Genomic DNA, 18,228 nt, shown 5'->3' on the forward strand with positions numbered 1-18,228 from the left:
ACCGAAAGACATCCTCATGGCTATTCTCAAGTTCTCTGCGTCCGCTGTTGCGGAACAGATCGCCCATGCGCGCGCCTGCAAAACCTTCTTGCCCAACTGGAACGGGCCCGTGGACAGGCCCGCCCTGATCCTCATCGTCGGCAATGGTGTGCATCTGCGCTCAAACGGCATCGATGGCACGACCACCCGTATCGTCACCACCGAACAGGCCGATCCCTCCTTCGCTTTCGCCGACGGCATGAACCCGTTTCGGGACACCGACTGGATGGCGCAGCGCCGCATGGCGTTTCGCGATCTGACCGGCCAGTTCTATACCGACATCCTGGATGACGTGCAGGTGCTCATCGACCGGGGGCGGGGGGCGATCCGGCTCGCCACCGATGGCCACAGCATCCGCGTCTTCGTGCGCCGGGCCTCGGATTATCTCATCGGCGGGACCTACGAGGTGCCGTCAGGCCTCGGCGGCACCTTCCGGGTCATCCTCAAGGATGCCTGCGACACCTTCGCGATCGTACAGAACTGCGGCAATTGCGAGGATTTTGACGCCATGCAGCCCTACCGCGTGCCGCTCGATGCGCTGATGGAAATCGATGACCGGAGGGCGGCGTGATGGGTTGGCTCTTCTACACCGACGGCCGCGTCCAGACCTACGCGGATGAGAAAGCGGAGATTGCTCGGCTGTGCACCTTCGAGGGCGAAAGGCGCAAGACGGAACTGGTCAAAGCCTGCAAGGTGGGTTCGACTTGGTACGCGGCGGCAAAGGTCACAAATATCGACGGCACCCCTGTCGAAGACACGACCTATGTCACCGATGCGGATGGCTCCATCACTTTCGCCGCCGTATTCCTTACCCGATATGATGACGGCTGCTGGGGCTACAAGGACATGGAGGAAAGCGCGGGACCGGTCGAATCCCGCGCGCCACTGAGCCTATTGGCCCTGCTGTCCGAGCTGAAAGACCCAGACAGCTATGCTCATGCCTGGCGCCAGCGCTGCCAGGACTGGGCTGCGATCCCGGACTACGAGGAAGGCGACAAGATCAAGCTCGCCACCCCTGTGACGCTCACCGATGGCAGTACCTGCCAGATTGTCACCGCGACCCACTACAGGCGCGGGCGGCAAAAGCGCCGCTGCTACCGCATCGAGGAAACTGGTGGGCTCGTACGCCTGTCGAAGGCCTCGCTTGCGGGCTCGGAGCTGCTCAGCTCCACGAAAGGTGCGGCTAGCCCGGTGCTGGCGGAGTTCCTGGCGGGGCGAAATTAGGTCCTGCGCCGGACGGTTCATCGACCTGCCCGGCGACAGCAGATGCTGCGGCTTGTCTTGACAAGGCAATGCAAATGCATTACCTATCGCGGGCAGCAAAGCCCCTTTTCTTCAGGAGACTGCCATGACAGCCCTCGCACAAGATGTCTCGAAACTCACGGATCGGTATCAGACGACCGTGCCGGCGGGTGTGCGCAAACAGCTCAAGCTGGGCAAGGGCGACCAGATTCGTTACTGCACCGAGCCGAGTGGCAGGGTCTATATCGAGCCCGTGCGCAGCGACGAGGAAGATCCCGTGCTCGGAGCCTTTCTCGATTTTGTCGAGGCCGATATCAAGGCGCATCCGGACCGCATTCGGGCTTTCGATGGGGCTTTGCATGACCGTCTTGCAGCACTGGTCGGAGACGTTGATGTCGATCTCGATGCGCCGCTATCGCTCGAGGATGAATGAGCGGCGATAGCGTGCCCGCCCAAGCGCCCCTTGTCGTGAATGGATGGTCGATTTATGCGCACCCACTCTTTCTGGACCAGCTCGAAGGGCTGGTCGAGGAGGTAGAGGCGCGTAAGGCTCGCGATCCCAAGACCTGGCACAAGAAAAACCCAACGAAACGGCTGGCCGCCATCTTCAAGCTGGTCACCGAGGCCATACCTGCAGATCCGGGTGCCGCCGCTTTCCGGCAAGGCGGCACACTAGGCGATCACCGCAAGCACTGGTTCCGGGCGAAATTCTTCCAGCAGTATCGGTTGTTCTACCGGTTCAACAGCGATGCGAAGGTCATCGTGGTGGCATGGGTGAACGACGACAAGACCCTGCGCGCCTATGGCAGCAAGACGGATGCCTATGCGACGTTCAAAGGGATGCTGGAAGATGGCAACCCACCTGACAATTTCGACGCGCTCTTGAAAGAAGCTGCAGCGGCAGGCAAGCGGTTCGAGAAATCCCTTGAAGCGGTGCCCGATCGGTAAGTGGGCCAGCTTGCTATGACCCTTTGGCAACATCATTTACGACGCCACGCTCGAAGATGTAGCATCGGCTGATAATGCGGTCGGAGAAAGCACAATGAATGAGACGGAAAAGGATAGGCAGCACCTCGGTCTAGAGGAGCAATGCGCGCCTGACCTGACGGGGCACCGTTTCCCAATTGCTGTGCGCGTTGCAGACATGCCCGATGACCTCGGCAAGCTGCTGGATATCGGGCTCGAGGAGCATTTCCGTGGCCGCTGAAGCGAATTCTTATGACACGTGGTTTTGCGCGCAGGTGCAGGCCACGCTGGAGGATGCACGCTCGGGAACATCTCAGGTTCAGGTGATGCAGGCCGCACAGGCATTGATTGATGCGAAGCGGCAGGTCGAACCCAAGTCCTGACCAAGCCTTGGAGGTCAGCGCGGTCTGACTACGTCACCCTGAAAAGCGAAAGCGGGCTTTTTGTCCTTTGGAACTCAGACCCTGATCCAAAGGAAAATCCCCATGTCCAAACCCAGAACGGCCAACCCGGCTCTCGCAATCTCCGAAGCCGATCTCGCCTCTGCCCTCGCGCAAATCGGCACGGAGGTCGATGACCAGCCCCTGCGCAGTTCAGCGCTCGCGCGTATCATGCGCGAGACGTTTCATGGCAGCGATGCCGGTGGCGCCTGGGACTGGCGCATGGCCTATGACATGATGCAGGCAGCGGCCATCCAGGTGCTTCTGCGTGGGGCCGGTGCCACAGCAGACATCGCCAACGCAAAACTCCTCGCCTCACGTCTCCTTACGGAAACCCGCCGGTCAGAGCAGCAGATCCGTCTGCAGCAGTTTTCCACGCCGCTGGCATTCGCGACCACGGCGGTGCGGGCCGCGGCGATCCGCAAGGGCGAGACCGTTCTGGAGCCCTCGGCGGGCACCGGTGCACTGGCCGCTTTTGCCGCCCGGGCCGGTGCCACGCTTTTGCTCAACGAGATCGACCCCTTTCGCCAGCGCCTCCTGCGCGCGGTTTTCGGCGGCGAGGTGACGGGCCATGACGGCGAGCATATCGATGATCTGCTGCAAACGCCGGTTCTACCCGACGTCGTGGTGATGAACCCGCCCTTCGCCTCCTCGGTCGATCGTTCCCGGGACAAACACATCGCCGCCAAGCATCTCATCGCGTCTGCGAAGCGTCTGGCACCCGGCGGGCGGCTGGTGGCGATCATGCCGCCAGGATTCACGCCCGAACGCGATGCCGCGCATTGGTCGCGGGCCTGCGGTCTTCTGACGCCGCGCTTGGCGCTGACGATGCCGGGGCAGGTCTACCGCAAGCTCGGCACCTCTGTCGAAACCCAGCTGATGGTCTTCGACAAGGTGCAGGACGATGGCGAACTCATCCGCGCCGCGGTTCAGGATCTGGAGGAAGCCTTGGCATATGTCGATGCCGTGGCCGCAACCCGGATCGAGATGCGCCCCGCCCAGCGGGCTGAAGCGATCCCTCAAGCGCGACCGACCGTTCGATCATCTGCCCCGCGCAAGACCGCCGCTTCGCCTGTCGCCGCCTCCAAACCACGGCCCAATACCGTCCGTCCGCTCAGCTTCACAAGCCTTCAGACCCCGCGCGACAACACGCCCATCTCTGACATCTATGCGCGCTACCGGCCGCAGCGGATCGAGATCGCGGGTGCGCAGGAACATCCCACGCCGCTCGTCGAGAGCATCGCCATGGCCTCTGTCGCGCCGCCGGTGCCCTCAGGCGCGGCCAGTGCGGAATTGCGCCTGCCCGCGAAGCTGATCGAGGAGGGTCACGTCTCCGAGGCGCAGCTGGAAACCATCATCATGGCACATGATGCCCATGGGCGTGATCTGCCGGGGCGGTTTATGATCGATGACGACCAAACCAAGCTGACGCGTGCTGATGATGACCCGGACGCATGGGCCTATCGCCTCGGCTATTTCCTCGGCGACGGCACCGGTTGCGGTAAGGGACGCGAATGCGCGGGGCTGATCCTTTTGAACTGGCTTTCCGGGCGCAGGAAGGCGATCTGGGTCTCCAAATCCGCCACGCTTATCGAGGACGCGATCCGCGACTGGACCGATCTCGGCGGCTCGCCCGCCGACATCCAGCCGCTCTCCAAATGGAAACCGGACCAGCCGATCACCGTGACCTGTGGCATCCTCTTCGTCACCTACGCCACGCTGCGGTCTGCGGGCAAATGCGGCACCACGCGACTGAGCCAGATCCTCGACTGGATGGGCGCAGACTTTGACGGCGTTCTTGCCTTCGATGAGGCCCATGCCATGCAGAACGCGGCCGGGTCTGAGCAGGGCAGGGGGGTCAAACCCTCCCAGCAGGGCCTTGCGGGCCTGCGGCTGCAACTGGCAGCACCCCGCGCTCGCGTCTTCTACATCTCGGCCACGGGTGCCACGAGTGTGCACAACCTGGCCTATGCCGCGCGGCTGGGGCTCTGGGGGCAGGGCCCCGAATACCCCTTTCCGAGCCGCGAGAGTTTCGTCTCGGCGATGGAAGCCGGCGGTGTCGCCGCCATGGAGGTGGTCGCGCGCGATCTCAAGACGCTCGGCCTCTACACGGCGCGCGCCCTCAGCTTCGACGGCGTGGAGTATGACGTGCTCGAACACGCGCTCACTTCGGCCCAGATCGAGATCTACGACGCATACGCGGCTTCTTTTCGGACGATCCACCACAATCTCGAGGCCGCGCTGACCGCGACTGGCGTCAACGGTGCCTCGGGCGAGACCAATGCCTCGGCAGCACGCGCCTCGGCCAAGTCCCGCTTCGAGAGCACAAAGCAGCGTTTCTTCAATCATCTGCTGATGGGCATGAAGGCCCCGACCATCATCCACGCCATCGCGGACGATCTGGCGGCAGGCAAGGCTTGCGTCATCCAGGTGGTCTCGACGGGTGAGAGCCTGTTGAAGCGTCGGCTTGAGACGATGGACCCGGAGGATGAACTCGTCGAGGGTGCCTTGACGCCACGCGACTATGTTCTCGCCTACCTCGAACAGACTTTTCCGATCCATGCCCAAAAGCTCGTGGAGATCGACGGCAACATGGTGGCTGAGCCGCTTCGGGATGAAACTGGCGCGCTGGTCGTCTCGCGCGAGGCGCTCGCTCTGCGTGACGCGGCCATGATGGAGTTGATGACGCTGGCGCCGATCCCCTCGGCGCTGGATCAGATCCTCTGGGCCTTTGGCGACGAGGCCGTGGCAGAAGTCACGGGGCGGTCCATCCGGCCCCTCAAGGCCGAGGATGGTCATCTCTTCATCGAAAAGCGCGCCGCCAGCAGCAATTCATCCGAAACCCAAGCCTTCATGGACGGTGATAAGGATATCCTTATCTTCTCCGATGCGGGCGGTACGGGCCGGTCGTATCATGCGGCGCAAACGGCGAAGAACCAGAAACGGCGGCGGCACTACCTGCTGGAGCCCGGCTGGCGCGCCGATGCGGCCATCCAGGGGCTCGGCCGCACGCATCGCTCTGCCCAAGTCAGCGCGCCCTTCTTCCGGGTCTGCACCTCGGATGTGCATGGCGAAAAGCGTTTCACCTCGACTATAGCCAAACGCCTCGACCAGCTGGGGGCCCTGACGAAGGGTCAGCGCGAGACCGGCTCGCAAGGCATGTTCCGGGAGGAGGACAATCTCGAAAGCCCGATCGCGCGGGCCGCACTACGTGGGTATTTCGCCGATCTTGCCGCCGGGCGGGCCGAGGCGATGAGCTACGAGAGCTTCACCGACTGGACCGCCCTGCGGCTGATCGACAAGGACGGGGTGCTCCTTGAGGAGCTTCCCCCGATCCAGCGGTTTCTCAACCGGGTGCTTGCCCTTCCCATCCACATGCAGAACGCACTCTTTGCCGAGTTCATGCGCCGGATTGCCGATCAGACGGAACGGGCGCGCGCGGCGGGCACGCTCGATCTCGGCGTGGAAACCCTACGCGGCGACAAGATAGAACAGGTCTCCACCGAGGATCTCTGGACCTGCCCGAAATCCGGCGCCGTGACGCGGATTATCGGGCTGGAGGTCACCGACCCAGTGTATGTGCTGGACGCCGAAGAGGCCATGTCGCGCAATCCCGACAAGTTACCGATGGTCAATCGCGCCTCCGGTCGCGCGGCGCTCATCTCGGCGCGCCCCATGCAGATGTATGACGAGGATATCGTCACGCTCATGCGCAAGGCGGTGCGGCCCAATGGCTCCAGCTACCTCGAAGAGACGCGCTTCGAGTCCTCGGCTTGGGAAGAGATCGACAGGCCCGAGTTTGCACGGCTTTGGGATGCCGAGGCAGCGTCCTTGCCAAAAACCACCACAACCAAGCTCTACCTGCTGACCGGGCTGCTGTTGCCGATCTGGAAGGACATCCCGACCACGAATGAACGCATCTACCGCGTCACGCCGGACGGGGCGACCGCCATGATCGGGCGCACGCTGAGCGAGGAAGGGGCGGCCGCGCTGCGCGCCAGCTTCCTCGTCTCCAACCCGCAAACGCCACAGGAGATGCTGACCGCCGCCCTCGGCACCACCGCGCCTGTCGATCTGGGCCGGGGTCTCACCCTGACCCGTCGCCGGGTCGCAGGCGAGATGCGCCTTGAGCTGGGCGGTGCGGACAAGGGCATGATCGAAGGCCTCAAGGCGCTCGGCTGCTTCACGGAGATCATCGCCTTTCAGTTGCGGGTGTTTCTGCCGCATGGGGACGGGATCGACACGGGCCGCATTCTGACTCGGATCTTGGGGCATGCACCAGATGCCGCTTCAGTGGCAGCAGAATAGGCAATGGGGGGAAAGATCATGACACTCGGAGAGATCAAAACCGCCATCGATGCAGGCCAGACCGTGCACTGGGCCAATACCGGCTACGTTGTTCACAAGGACAGCCTCGGCCAATACCTGATCACGTTTGAGCCGAACGGCAGCACCATCGGGCTGACCGACCGGAGCGGGCAGCGGTTGAACGGGGAGGAAGCAGAGTTCTTCATCGCGGGATCGGAGGAGGTCGACGAGAATACCCAGGACAGCCATCCGAGGCCAGACGAACAGGGGAGGGGCGTCGTACCCGGCGGGAAGGTGGCACAGTCTTTCAGGCGTCAGCGCTGAACTGAAGGTTGGGAAGAAAGGAAAGCGAGCTTTCTGGTTTGTGATCCCTCAAGGGGTCGAGAAAGCAATCCCGGTTGCGTTGGCAAAAACGTCAGGCACCGGCCAATCCAAAAGGAACCATCCCATGTTCGCAGGAACCCTCACCCGCAATGTCGAGACCGCAGCCGCCGAGTACACCGGCATGATCCATTCGACGCGCTTTGACATCGCCATCCAGATCGAGGCACGGGCCAAGATGTCCGCTCGCAGCCCGGATTACGACGTGACGGCAGTCAACAAATCAGGCCGCAAGGTGCGTATCGGCACGGCCTGGAACGAGACCGGCAATACCAGCGGCAACCCCTACATCTCGATGCAGATCGATGTCGGCCTCGGCCCGTTCCGGGTCAACGCGGTGCAGACGAAAGAGGCGCGCGCGGCCCAGAGCGGCGAATTCGAGATCATCCCGCTGGTCTCGAACGGCCTGATGAAATCCGGCTCGATCTCGGGCGAGCTCACCGCCATGGACGCTGACAACGCCTTCACGGGCTACATCGCCAACATGATGTTCGATCTGGAGTTTATGCTGATCGAGAACAGCTACAAATCCGAGGAGACCCACCCCGATTACCGCATCGAGGTCAGCTCGCCCCGGGGTAAACCGATCCGCGTCGGCTCGGCGTGGATGGCCAAAAGCAGCCGCACGGGCAATGACTACCTGTCGCTGCTGATCAACACGCCTGATGGCGACTTGCGCGTCAACGCCGTGCAGAACGAAGAACAGCGCGGCGGAAAGACCTTCTCGATCATCCCGTTCATCGACAGCGGTGAGCAGCCGCAGGACGCGGGCGCGGGGCTCTCCTTGGTCGCCTAATCGGCGCGCGGGGGGGAGACGATCTGAACCGAAAGGGGAGCCGTGGGATCACGGTTCCCCTTTTTCCATGTCCGTTTGCGTGAAGGACGTCCCCCGCTTGCGATCAGGTGCAAATGTGATACAATAATATATTATCGATACATCGAGGGCGGGCACGTGGCGGCTAGATCAGGGACGGTTCCATGGTTTGACAACTTTGATGTTGAGGCAGAGGTTGCAGATCTCCTCGCCCATATCGAGCGCTGCACCGGATTCGCGCTACCCGCCCGAAAGCGTGAAGTCATCATGACCCATGCAAGGGCAAATCTCGACAGGACAAGGCAGGCACATCTGGAGGACAAGGCGGCGAGAAAGCCGGTGTCCACATCGCGGCGTGCGTATCTGACCGACCTGCAGGACACGATTTTCATGGCGATCCCGGAAGAGAACCTCGCGCGGATGCCGCTGAGCGAGCAGGTTCTCAACGACCCGTCATTTTACGCTGGCGCCATGCACAGCGCCGCTGCGATCAGCGAGGATGAGCTTTTCATGGCGCTGTCCTCTTCGCTGAAAGACATGAAAGTCCAAGACGCCCGCGCGTTCGTCTCGAAGCTTTGGCACGGCACGATTGACGACAACGCCCGCAAATACGCCGAAGCCCTGAAGCGCCCCGAGCGTGAAATCATGCCGCTGCGGCCTGGGAACACCCTGTAAAATCGAGGCCGCTCCCCTGGCTCAGGCTGTGATCGGATTTGCCGCCTTGGCCACCGGTCCCTTAGGCGTATCGCCGGTAGCGCGCGAAAGCGGTCCATATTTTTTGAAGAGCTGTTCCATAGTCATCAAACTTCAGGTGAAAGAGTGAACAGCGGGATGCTAATGCGGCATCTCCACGACGGAAACTCCTGGAATGTTCTTGCGTGCAAGCTCCAACAGGTGCGCATGGTGCGTGAAAATGATTGCCTGACCGCTCCGTCCGATCTCGGCACAGAGATTCAATGCGGCAGATGCACGGGTATCGTCGAAGGTTTCCATAATATCGTCGAGAACCATGGGCAGGGGGCCCGGATCACGCGCGAAGCTGCGGTAACCGGCCAGGCGCAGGGCAAAATATAATTGGCCCATGGTTCCAGTGGACATGTTTTCGACCTTCACGGGGCCGCCGCCGGGTTTGATGCCGACCAGCTTTTCGCCCTCGGATTCACTCCAGACAACGACTTTTTCCCATTCCTTAGATGTCATGGTGACAAAAGCTTCTTCCACGTCTTTCAGCATTGCGCTGCTTCGTTCGGCAGCCAGGCGCTTTAAGGCACCCCGCGCAGCCAATATCCCGAGCCTTGCGACAGCCGCATGCCTTGCACCGTTTCGTAACTCTTCGAGGATCGTGGCCTGTTCGGTGATCAGATCGCTGTTGTCAGCGGCATGAAAAGCTTCCTCGTAAAGGCGTTCTTTTTCATTCATTTCCTTCAAAGCGGCATCCCGTGCCGTTTGCGCATCGTCAAGTTTTTGCTGCAGTTCCGCTTCTCGCGTTACATCGGGCAATCGCGTCAGCTCTTCGTCAAAGAGCGTACGATCCACGCCGTCGCGCGCCTTATTGCGGCTCGTGTCCGCATTGGCCCGGTCTTCGCGCAACTCGTCGCGTTCAGCTAGAATCCCCACGCGCTCCGTCGGCGAAAGATCCTCACCACCTTGTCCTTCAAACAAGTTTTCCAGCTGGGTTTGCGCTTCGTCCCGGGCAACTATCGCACGCTTTCGGCCTTTGACCTCCTTGTCGAGAAGGTCTTCTTCTCGTTTTCTCACACGATCCGCCTCAGCGGTTTTGGTTACACGCGCACGAGCGCGGTTGATGATGGGAAGTGGATCGTCTTTCGGATTGTAAGGCTCCTCCAGGATCTCCGCCAATCGTGCGGCACTCCTTGCCAGGGTGGCAACGGCGCGTTCCAGGGCTTCAACACGTCCCGCCAGGCTTCTGTGATTACTGTGAACCTGTTGCAGCGTGCGCAGGTGCGGCAGCGCTGCTTTCACGCCCGTGGCCGAGCGATCAGGAAGAGGTCGCGCCGAGGTCAGCGTTTCCAGTCGGTTCAAGGCTGCCTTATGATCTGTCTCGGCTTGGGATACAGCTTTCTGGTAGTCGGCAATGCTACGTTCCCCGCGACGCCAGTTCTCCCATGTCTTACGGACACTTTCCTGAAGTGTGAGAGCCTTGCCAACCCGCTCAGGGAGGTCACTATCTTCACCTTCAAGGGCGACTAGGCGGGCTGCTGCCAGCAGTTCGTCAAAGGCTGCCTTGCGGCGCTTGGCGCGGTCCTCAAAGGCATTCTCCGCAATAGTGACCTCAGTTGCGATCTCAGCCGCCGCCGTCAGGCTGGTAAGTCTAGCAGCAAACGCAGCCGGCCCCGTATCGACGGGAAAGCCCAGGGCAGTCGCGAGTGAGCCGCCCCGCTTGGTCAAAGCTTCGTGTTTTCCGGTGAGTGCTTCGAGTTTGTCTTTTGCCGTGTCACGTGCGGCTTTTGCGGTGCTTTCCTGTGCGCGCGAGTTTGCAAGCTGTTTGCGCGCCTCCGTGCCCATCAGATAGCTCGTTCGGGCGCCATCATCTGCATGCATGGCCTCCTCAAAACGCTCCGCGGTTTTGTCGGAGAGACTGCCACGATGGGATTGCCAGGCTGTGTCACGCTGACGACGGGTTTCTTCCGTCGCTGCAGCGTCAATCGAATCCGGCGCGCTTTCGTCGGCTTCGCGTTTTGCGCGCGCGGCCTTGTAGTCCGCTTCGCGACCTTCCAAATCTTCTGTGGCGGAAACGATGTTGGCATTCAGGGTGTTCCATTCCCTGAGGATTTCATCGAGACTTTCACGTGCAGGCAGGCCGTTCTCGATAAGTGTCTGCCAAGAAGCAGGTAGACCCGAAACTGCTTTGGCTAGCCGGGCGAGTTCCGATGCGAGGTTATGTTCAAGACCTGACACGTCCGAAACTTTCTGCCATGCGTCAAACGCGATCTGCAGGTGAGACAAGTCCTTTGGTTCGGTTGGAGTATCCCCCAGCTGATCGCGTGCGGTCTTCAACACGTTTGAAGCCGCTCGCAGCTCGCCCTCGCTGGTTTGACAGGCCTGTACCGCATCCGCGAGTGTCTCCAGTTCTTCGGTCGTCAGGACCAAGGCCTCTACAGGCTCGTCACTTACCGCCAACGCTGTCAGAATCTGTTTTATCTGGCGGCCCGCGTCATCGCGCTCACCTGCGCGCTTTTCCAGATCCGATCTGGCCGTGTCCGCTCGGGAGGTGAGGGACGCCCCATCGATTCTGATTTGATCCAGCTCTGTGAGTTCCGCTTCGAGATGTCCGGCAGCCGGGTCAGCCTCATTTTCTGAAATGACCGCTTCATGGCGCGCAATTCTGTCATCGGCGCCTGCGATACTTTCTGCTTTCTCCGATAGGGTTGTCACGAGTGTGGCGACTTGCCCATCCGTGCCCTTCTTCAAATTCGGACCTTCCGGAAAATCGGCAGAAAATTCGTCGATTTTCCGAATTTCCTCCGATTTGTCATACCAGGTCTGCGCCGCCGCTCCTGCTGCCTGCCGTTTTCGGGCACGCGTGAGGTCGGTGTCCGCCTGTTCGAAAGCCTTTTGCGCGGTCTCTCTGTCTTTCCGAAGAGTGCGTTCCCGATCCGGCGTGAGACGTTCCGTTCGAAGTGCCTGATGGATCTCTTTCAAGTGGTCTTTGCCGGTTTTGAGCGCCGTACCTCGGCCGCTCTTCTTGTGAAACTTTTCGGCGCGGGCTGTCATGTCTTCCAGTGTCGTCGCCATACTGGTCAGGCCTGATACACCCGCATGCAGAAGCTGGCCCAGGTCGCCTTTTGCCTCGGCAATCCGTTCACCGCCTTTGCGGAGTCCTTCGTCGTTGAGTGAGAACCTTTCGACATAACCCTCCATGGAAAGGCCATGGAGCGCACTTGAAAGAATGGCTTCGTCGACCGGGCGGTCCTGATGATCAAGCAGGGACTGGGTGCGTTTGCCATTTCGGCGCAAAACTGTCACCCCGCGTCCGGGGATACCCAGCTCCGCTCCGACCAAAAGGTCATTGCGTTCAAACCTGAAAGCGTACGGGTGGGTTCCTGCTTTCATACCAAAGAGAAGTTCCAGAAACCCGTTAAAGGCCGTGGATTTTCCCGATTCATTCGGTCCATAGATTACGGTGACATCAGGTTTGCCCTCGGCTGGTGCCGGGAGCACGATCTCGGCGCCGTCAAAACGGCCATAGCGAATGAGATCAAGCCGGTTCAGTCTCATTCCGCGGCTCCTGAGTGCAGAGACAGCGTAACTTCAGTAACGGCCTCCTCCAAAAGGTCATCCAAGGCGTCTTCAGATAATTCGTCGGCAATTTCACGGGGCATTGCGTTTCTGAGTTCTTCGAGGATCTCTTTGGTGGCCAGCTGGAAGCCCGGTTCGGTGAGCTCGGCCCGCATCAGGCGCACTAGGTCATCCGCCTTTGCGTCGATCAGTTGTTTGGGGGCAACCACTTTGATTTTGTCGATAAACACGCGCTCGATGTCATCGAGCAATTCGTTCGCAAGGGCCGTCAGTGTCTCAGCAGTATGGTGGCCTGTGGCCACCTGCAGACGCACCGCTATGCGGTGTTCTGGATGCTGCACCCCTTGGAGTGCACACCGAAGCGCGCTCAAAACTTCCTGAACATCTGAAGATTTACTGAGATCCAAAGCGCATTCGGTGAATCTCAGATGTCCAACCCGATGCCGTTCGATATTCGGAGTGTCATCATCAAGCTCGACAATCGCGACCGTACCGCCGGTAAGTTCTCCGAAGTGGCGTGGTTGCGGAATGCCCGGCATGACAGCGAGAACTGGGCCTGATGTGCGCTCAAAGGGGGCATGGATGTGGCCGAGGCACCAAAGGTCATAGCCATGTGCCAGCAGATCCTGCTCGGAGCAGGGAGCATAGGGATCGTGACCTGGCGAGCCATCCAGCGACGTATGCATCAGTCCGACGTTTTTCCGGCCAGCCACCGGCGCCGGGTAGTCGGGCAGGAAGCTTTTTGAGACATGCGCCGTGTCGAAAGACAGTCCGTGGAACCACACGCCACCGATTTCCACGCTGGGCTCGTTCTTGTGCAGCAAATGAATATTCGGACCCAGGTTACCGTGGGCTCGGTGATCGAGAAGGGCATCGTGGTTGCCACGGATCAGTACTGTGGGAACACCCGCGTCAGCGGCGCGTGCCAATTGCGAGATCAGAAATGCCCGGGACTTCAGGTCTGGTTGGTCATTATCAAAGATGTCGCCAGCGAGAACCAGTGCATCGACACTTTCCGAGATTGCCAGATCAACAATGCGAATGAACGTGTCCCGACTTGCCTGTTTCAGATGGTCACCCAGATCCGGATTGCGCATCGCGGTCGAGCGAATCGGCGACCCGAGATGAATGTCGGCTGAAACGAGGACACGCATAGATTTTAAATCTTCCTGAAAACGATCGATGTGAAAAAATGAATCTGCATAAGGATCTGTCCGGTACCTATAAAATTGAAACCTGGCTGTCCTGGAACAAACCGCGCTCAACCAGTTCTTTTTTGGCCGCTTCCGCGGCTTTCGAAAACATCAAAATCCTAAGGTTCACTTCCGCCCGTGAAAAACAGACATAAGCCAGCTTTTGAGTAAGTTCTTGCTGCCGGTCGGTCGGATTGCCCGCGACACCAGGGGTCAGAACTTTCGAAAAGCTGTAGGTATTCCAGGCTGCCTCGATATCGTCGATCATGACCAGCACGTTTTCATACTCTTCGCCTTTCGAGCCGTGCTGCGTACTGAAAGGAGAATTCTCATCCAGAAATTCGATGTACTTTTCGAGTTCGTCAGCCTTCAGCTTGAAGAATTCATCAGCCAGCCAATCTCCTTTTTCCCTTTGGTGATCCTCATTGCCGGAGTCATAAGCTTGGCGGGGAGCGCGAGCCAACTGACCTGCAAGGCGGTCCGAAATTGGATAAAGCGCGTTCGCGCTACAGTATTCCAGAATTTCTTTGACCGTATTGCCTTCCCATTTTTCTGCCAAAGCAGCGGCGTGTTTTGAGGCTTCCTCGAGCATCTGTTTGAGGGTTTTGCTCTTGTTCGCTCCAGTGTCGTCAAAAGCAGGGCTTATTCTTCGGAGTGTTTCAATCAGCTTTTTAGGATAGTTGTTGCGGGATGCATCGACCAAAGAAAAAATGCCGTCCACAAAGGGCTTGAGAAGATAGTGCGTGCCGTCTTCATAGTCGGATTGGGATCTGGACGACGAATAGTCACCTGTAAAGAGCTTGTGCAGTGTAACGAATCCGAGCCTCCGGGCGATCATCTGGCGTGCCAGAAAAAGGTTCTTTACAGGAGTAATATCGGTCCATCCCCATTGTTCAACGGCTTCCTCGAACTTCGCCGTTACCTCATCGAGTTGTTCAGAGGTATAGGTTTTCCGTGGACCGGCAGGGTCGGGAGCCTGCGCGATCGTAATCAAGACGCTGCCCTTAACGTCGGAGTTCTTCCCACCCGGAACCTGCTTCAGATCGGTTCTGAAGTTGTTGAGAAGGTCGATCACCGAGGTTGAGCTTCGAAAATTCTCTTCCTTCGGAATCTTTTCGGAGCCTTTTGGACCGGCAAAACCTCCGGCACGCTTATCGTAAATCTGCTGCATCGGATCGCCGAAATATCCGACGATTGGTAAACCTTCGTCCGCGCACACAGCATTGAGCGCCTCGACGACCTGCGGGAAGGTGTCTTGAGCTTCATCGACAAAGATGTAGGGGTATTTGAACCCGAGGCCTTTGCGCAAGAGTGGTTTGTTCGTGATTAGATAGGCCGCGACGTCAATAACATCATCATGGTTCAGGACACATTTGGAATAGTCGCTGATAACGGTTTCTTCGTAGCATATCGGCGGTTTATGCGCGTTTAGCGCAGCAAGTTGGGCAGTCAGGCGCTCAAGGTCTTTCCTCGCTTTTTGAGCGGCCTGAGACGTCCCCCCGTTGTCTTTCTCGCGGGCCTTTTCCATATGTTGCGGGACGATCGCATCACGAAGGGTCTCCCGAATAGCATCCTGGAAGCGCGCGATTTCCGCCCAAAGGAACCCGTGCAGAGTGGAAACGTAAAAGAGGTCATCGAAACCTAGACGCGACGAAATCACTCCAACGGCACGGTTTGTGTATGTGATACACACCACGCGCTGACCGTTTTTCCGAAGCTCGTTTCCACGGGACCTCTGGATTCCTTTCAGAGCTTCAACGAGCGATGTGGTTTTGCCTGAACCAGCGCCTGCGATAACCGAAAATGAAACGTCCTTGGCGATGCACTCAGCAATTTTCTTATCGGCCTCAGTTGGCTTGAGTTCTGCCGTCATTCGCCGGCTCCCAGGTTTTGGGAGAGACGTGTCTCCAGCCATTTTAGGCCTTCGTCGATGTAGTGGGGAACATTCCAGTCCCGGTTCTCTCCCGCATTCGCTTCTTCGTCCCCGCCTGCCGGTATTTCGAAGGCAAGGACATCCATAGCAAATTCTGTTTTTTTGAAAGTATCGCTTTTAATGCGTCGCCAGACGGCCTCTTGCAATTCGGCTCGACCATCCGGCAAGTCAATGCCGATACTGAGTCCATCGGCATGGAAGTGGTCGAGGTTTTCGAAGACAAAGGCTTCTTCAAGGGTTCGCCCGTGGAAGGTTTGAGCATTGTCCTGACGGTTAACTTCTACTGGCTTTTGATAGGCGACAAAACGCATCCCTTCAGCTTGCAGACAATCGTCAAAGGTGTTGCCGGAGAGTTCGGCGACTCTCGTCTCTCCAAAGAAATACCCCAGAGTCGCATTCGACGAAACGGCTCCCGGATGGGTAGCGACGCAACTCGCCCGGTTTCTCGCGGGATCAACGGAGTCGATATCGGTGATGACCAAATAGGGAATTTCGAGGAATTCCAACAATCCGGCGAAGCGCATCCCATAAGCGCCACCTACCTCCAGAATGGTCAGATACTTTTTGTTCAGATTCTGCGCCGATATGTCAATCATGCGCGGCAAAAGCAGTTTTTCCGCAGACCCCTCAACGAGTATGGCAGCATCGGAGAAGAACAAGTCGCAATGCGTAAGTCTCAGATATTTTTTGAGAAAGGAAAGTGATTCCTCTGGTTCAATCATATCGCCGCCCAATTCAAGTGGCTCAGGTTGAAATTGGCGAAGGCTGTGCACGGTCGTTCCCTGATAGGTCACTCCATCCTGTTCACCGTTGATATGGCACCGACGGAAGTAGCGGATTTTTGAGAAATCCACGGTATCCAGGATGTGCGACGAGTGGGTCGTGATTGTGAGCTGGGGCTTGCTTTCGCCTTCTGGTGCGTCAGCGGTGAGCACGTCCCACATCTGGCGAATGAATGTTTGTTGGACCTGAGCGTGCAAATGCACTTCCGGTTCTTCGATAAAGATCATCTGGCACAGCGGACGGTTGTCTTCGGTCGCGAGCCATTGCCGATAAAAATGATCGACCTGAATGGCCATGAACACCAGGTTCTTGAAACCCAGTCCGTTATAGGCCTCGGGTAGCTCATGGCTGGTGCTGGCATCGACGTAGAAGAGTTCGGTGTTACCGCGTAACGCAACCTCCGAACTGAGTGTCGAAACGACCTTCATCGCGCGGTCGTTGTCGGAGGGAAGGCCAAGACCTCCGATCATTGTCATCAGGGGTCTGAAGCGTTCGTCGTAGTGCCTAGTCAGATTTTCATTATTCTGTTCAATGATCGCTACAGCTTCTTCGGCCAGTTCCGCCTGCTCCAGGTTTCTCCGGTAATACGTCGCAAAGGCGTCTGACAGTCTGTTGCTCCTCGCGGCATTCTCGTCGTCAATATTTCGCTGGGCATCAACGAAATCGACGCGCAGCAGAGAATGGACAATCTTCTTGCCTTCTTGCGCGGAGAGTGCCGTTGCCACGAATTCCTCTTCCAGCTTTTCCAGCGAGGACACCTTGATGCCAAAATACTTTTTCAAGTTGCCTTCCATTCCAAGGAAGAAGCTCAAAGGGCGCTTGCGGGTACCGTCTTCCTTTGTCGGGAAAGCTGCATCGTAATGCTTCCAGAGTTCTGCTGCGTCATCCGCAGCGAACGAGCAGCGCATCCCGATTTCCGAGAAATCAGCGGAAAGGCTCGTTGCCAGGGCAAAGACCCGACCGAACGCAATTGAGTCCGGATCGATGTGAAACCAGAGATCAAGTTCTATTTGAGGTAGGCTGGATTCGTTCCTTGGAGCGTATGCGTCGATAGAGGCAATTGCGAGAATGGAGAAGTCATGAATCTTGAATTCCCGGTTCCCGAGAAAGCTTCGAATGGCAGCCGTCGCAGAAGTCTTGCCGCTGTTGTTCGGGCCAACAAAAACAGTTTCCTTGCTTTCGAAATCAACGGACACATCATTCAGGCGCCGAAAATTTCGAATGGATATACTACCTAGACGCATCCAGTCCCCCTGTAAGCTGCGAAGATGATAGCAATCATTGGTTGTGTTCGGGAAGGTAAATTCGTCGCCGGTTGACACAAAACTGATGCTCGCAACGGCGCGAATGTCACCAAGCTGACAAAAGCAAGACAACTGCGTCACCCATCCAAACCCACCTTATGAGGCAGGGCTTGTCTACCGTGAAAGGGGCAGTCCAATGCGTCGCTCCCTAGGTGTAGAATTTCGGGAGGACCGAACCATGGCAACGAGGGATGTCCCCTTATTTGCATTCATTGCCATGAAGCCGCCAGTCCGTTCCCGGCCCATCACGTGGAGTGCTTCGAAAAGTAATCCGTGTATTCTGCAGCGTAGTCGCCTGCACATCAACCTTGGCTTATGCCTTGCGGCCTCCCCAGCTCGGCTTCGCGTGTCGCAGGGGAGAACGGCCCTTCGGTCCGTCGCGCATTCGGCCATGCGGCCTCACCGCGGCGTCGCACCCGGCGTCCCGGTTTGCCCGCCTCGCGAGCACGTCTCTCCCTGGCCGCTCCGCCGGATTGCGCTCTGGTCTGTTTTGCGGGGCAAAACGATCCCGCCGCTGCATCCGTCTCCCGCGTCCGGTCGGGCCGTTTGCCTGCTCGTGTCGGGC

14 protein-coding genes are annotated in these 18,228 nt (G+C 58.6%); 10 read left to right on the top strand and 4 right to left on the bottom strand.

What is annotated here, in order from left to right; genetic code table 11:
• Positions 1-16 precede the first annotated feature (16 nt).
• From GAL_RS19445 to GAL_RS19485, 10 genes are all read left to right on the top strand, one after another.
• Positions 17-610 (top strand): hypothetical protein, encoded by a 594-nt coding sequence (locus tag GAL_RS19445; RefSeq protein WP_024099304.1) that lies wholly within the window; start codon positions 17-19, stop codon positions 608-610.
• Positions 610-1,263 (top strand): DUF6927 domain-containing protein, encoded by a 654-nt coding sequence (locus tag GAL_RS19450; protein ID WP_024099305.1) that lies wholly within the window; start codon positions 610-612, stop codon positions 1,261-1,263. Before GAL_RS19445 ends, GAL_RS19450 begins: the two co-directional genes overlap by 1 nt.
• Positions 1,264-1,387: 124 nt before the next feature.
• A complete protein-coding gene (locus GAL_RS19455; RefSeq protein ID WP_005668772.1) occupies positions 1,388-1,714 on the top strand; it encodes a type II toxin-antitoxin system PrlF family antitoxin in 327 nt (108 codons plus the stop codon).
• Positions 1,711-2,229, top strand: a complete 519-nt coding sequence (locus GAL_RS19460) for a type II toxin-antitoxin system YhaV family toxin (protein WP_024099306.1) — start codon at positions 1,711-1,713, stop codon at positions 2,227-2,229. The genes GAL_RS19455 and GAL_RS19460 overlap by 4 nt, the downstream gene beginning before the upstream one ends.
• 94 nt (positions 2,230-2,323) lie before the next feature.
• The gene (locus GAL_RS22685) at positions 2,324-2,488 is read left to right on the top strand and encodes a hypothetical protein (protein WP_009819683.1); all 165 of its coding nucleotides are present in this window, start codon (positions 2,324-2,326) and stop codon (positions 2,486-2,488) included.
• On the top strand, positions 2,478-2,630 hold the full coding sequence (locus GAL_RS19465) for a hypothetical protein (RefSeq protein ID WP_024099307.1): 153 nt from the start codon (positions 2,478-2,480) through the stop codon (positions 2,628-2,630). The genes GAL_RS22685 and GAL_RS19465 overlap by 11 nt, the downstream gene beginning before the upstream one ends.
• Before the next feature lie 102 nt (positions 2,631-2,732).
• Positions 2,733-6,995 (top strand): strawberry notch family protein, encoded by a 4,263-nt coding sequence (locus tag GAL_RS19470; RefSeq protein ID WP_024099308.1) that lies wholly within the window; start codon positions 2,733-2,735, stop codon positions 6,993-6,995.
• A gap of 18 nt (positions 6,996-7,013) precedes the next feature.
• Positions 7,014-7,319, top strand: a complete 306-nt coding sequence (locus GAL_RS19475) for a hypothetical protein (RefSeq protein ID WP_024099309.1) — start codon at positions 7,014-7,016, stop codon at positions 7,317-7,319.
• A 124-nt stretch (positions 7,320-7,443) separates the two neighbouring features.
• Entirely contained in the window at positions 7,444-8,172 is a 729-nt protein-coding gene (locus GAL_RS19480) for a DUF736 family protein (protein WP_024099310.1), read from the top strand.
• Between the two features lie 156 nt (positions 8,173-8,328).
• Positions 8,329-8,865: a hypothetical protein gene (locus tag GAL_RS19485; protein ID WP_024099311.1), complete on the top strand. Its 537-nt coding sequence runs from the start codon at positions 8,329-8,331 to the stop codon at positions 8,863-8,865.
• Positions 8,866-9,024: 159 nt separating this feature from the next.
• Here GAL_RS19485 and GAL_RS19490 read toward each other — a convergent pair whose 3' ends face one another.
• From GAL_RS19490 to GAL_RS19505, 4 genes are all read right to left on the bottom strand, one after another.
• Positions 9,025-12,429 (bottom strand): AAA family ATPase, encoded by a 3,405-nt coding sequence (locus tag GAL_RS19490; RefSeq protein ID WP_024099312.1) that lies wholly within the window; start codon positions 12,427-12,429, stop codon positions 9,025-9,027.
• On the bottom strand, positions 12,426-13,604 hold the full coding sequence (locus GAL_RS19495; RefSeq protein ID WP_024099313.1) for a metallophosphoesterase family protein: 1,179 nt from the start codon (positions 13,602-13,604) through the stop codon (positions 12,426-12,428). Before GAL_RS19495 ends, GAL_RS19490 begins: the two co-directional genes overlap by 4 nt.
• Before the next feature lie 67 nt (positions 13,605-13,671).
• Positions 13,672-15,516: a UvrD-helicase domain-containing protein gene (locus GAL_RS19500; protein ID WP_024099314.1), complete on the bottom strand. Its 1,845-nt coding sequence runs from the start codon at positions 15,514-15,516 to the stop codon at positions 13,672-13,674.
• Positions 15,513-17,744 carry an ATP-dependent nuclease gene (locus tag GAL_RS19505; protein ID WP_024099315.1) on the bottom strand — a complete coding sequence of 744 codons (2,232 nt, stop codon included), beginning with the start codon at positions 17,742-17,744 and terminating at the stop codon, positions 15,513-15,515. The genes GAL_RS19500 and GAL_RS19505 overlap by 4 nt, the downstream gene beginning before the upstream one ends.
• Positions 17,745-18,228: the final 484 nt, after the last annotated feature.

Source organism: Phaeobacter gallaeciensis DSM 26640, from assembly GCF_000511385.1.
Classification (GTDB): domain Bacteria; phylum Pseudomonadota; class Alphaproteobacteria; order Rhodobacterales; family Rhodobacteraceae; genus Phaeobacter; species Phaeobacter gallaeciensis.

Coding starts and splice junctions, on each gene's coding strand:
- GAL_RS19445 (WP_024099304.1), top strand. CDS start 17: ATGGCTATTCTCAAGTTCTCTGCGTCCGCTGTTGCGGAACAGATCGCC.
- GAL_RS19450 (WP_024099305.1), top strand. CDS start 610: ATGGGTTGGCTCTTCTACACCGACGGCCGCGTCCAGACCTACGCGGAT.
- GAL_RS19455 (WP_005668772.1), top strand. CDS start 1,388: ATGACAGCCCTCGCACAAGATGTCTCGAAACTCACGGATCGGTATCAG.
- GAL_RS19460 (WP_024099306.1), top strand. CDS start 1,711: ATGAGCGGCGATAGCGTGCCCGCCCAAGCGCCCCTTGTCGTGAATGGA.
- GAL_RS22685 (WP_009819683.1), top strand. CDS start 2,324: ATGAATGAGACGGAAAAGGATAGGCAGCACCTCGGTCTAGAGGAGCAA.
- GAL_RS19470 (WP_024099308.1), top strand. CDS start 2,733: ATGTCCAAACCCAGAACGGCCAACCCGGCTCTCGCAATCTCCGAAGCC.
- GAL_RS19475 (WP_024099309.1), top strand. CDS start 7,014: ATGACACTCGGAGAGATCAAAACCGCCATCGATGCAGGCCAGACCGTG.
- GAL_RS19480 (WP_024099310.1), top strand. CDS start 7,444: ATGTTCGCAGGAACCCTCACCCGCAATGTCGAGACCGCAGCCGCCGAG.
- GAL_RS19490 (WP_024099312.1), bottom strand. CDS start 12,429: ATGAGACTGAACCGGCTTGATCTCATTCGCTATGGCCGTTTTGACGGC.
- GAL_RS19495 (WP_024099313.1), bottom strand. CDS start 13,604: ATGCGTGTCCTCGTTTCAGCCGACATTCATCTCGGGTCGCCGATTCGC.
- GAL_RS19500 (WP_024099314.1), bottom strand. CDS start 15,516: ATGACGGCAGAACTCAAGCCAACTGAGGCCGATAAGAAAATTGCTGAG.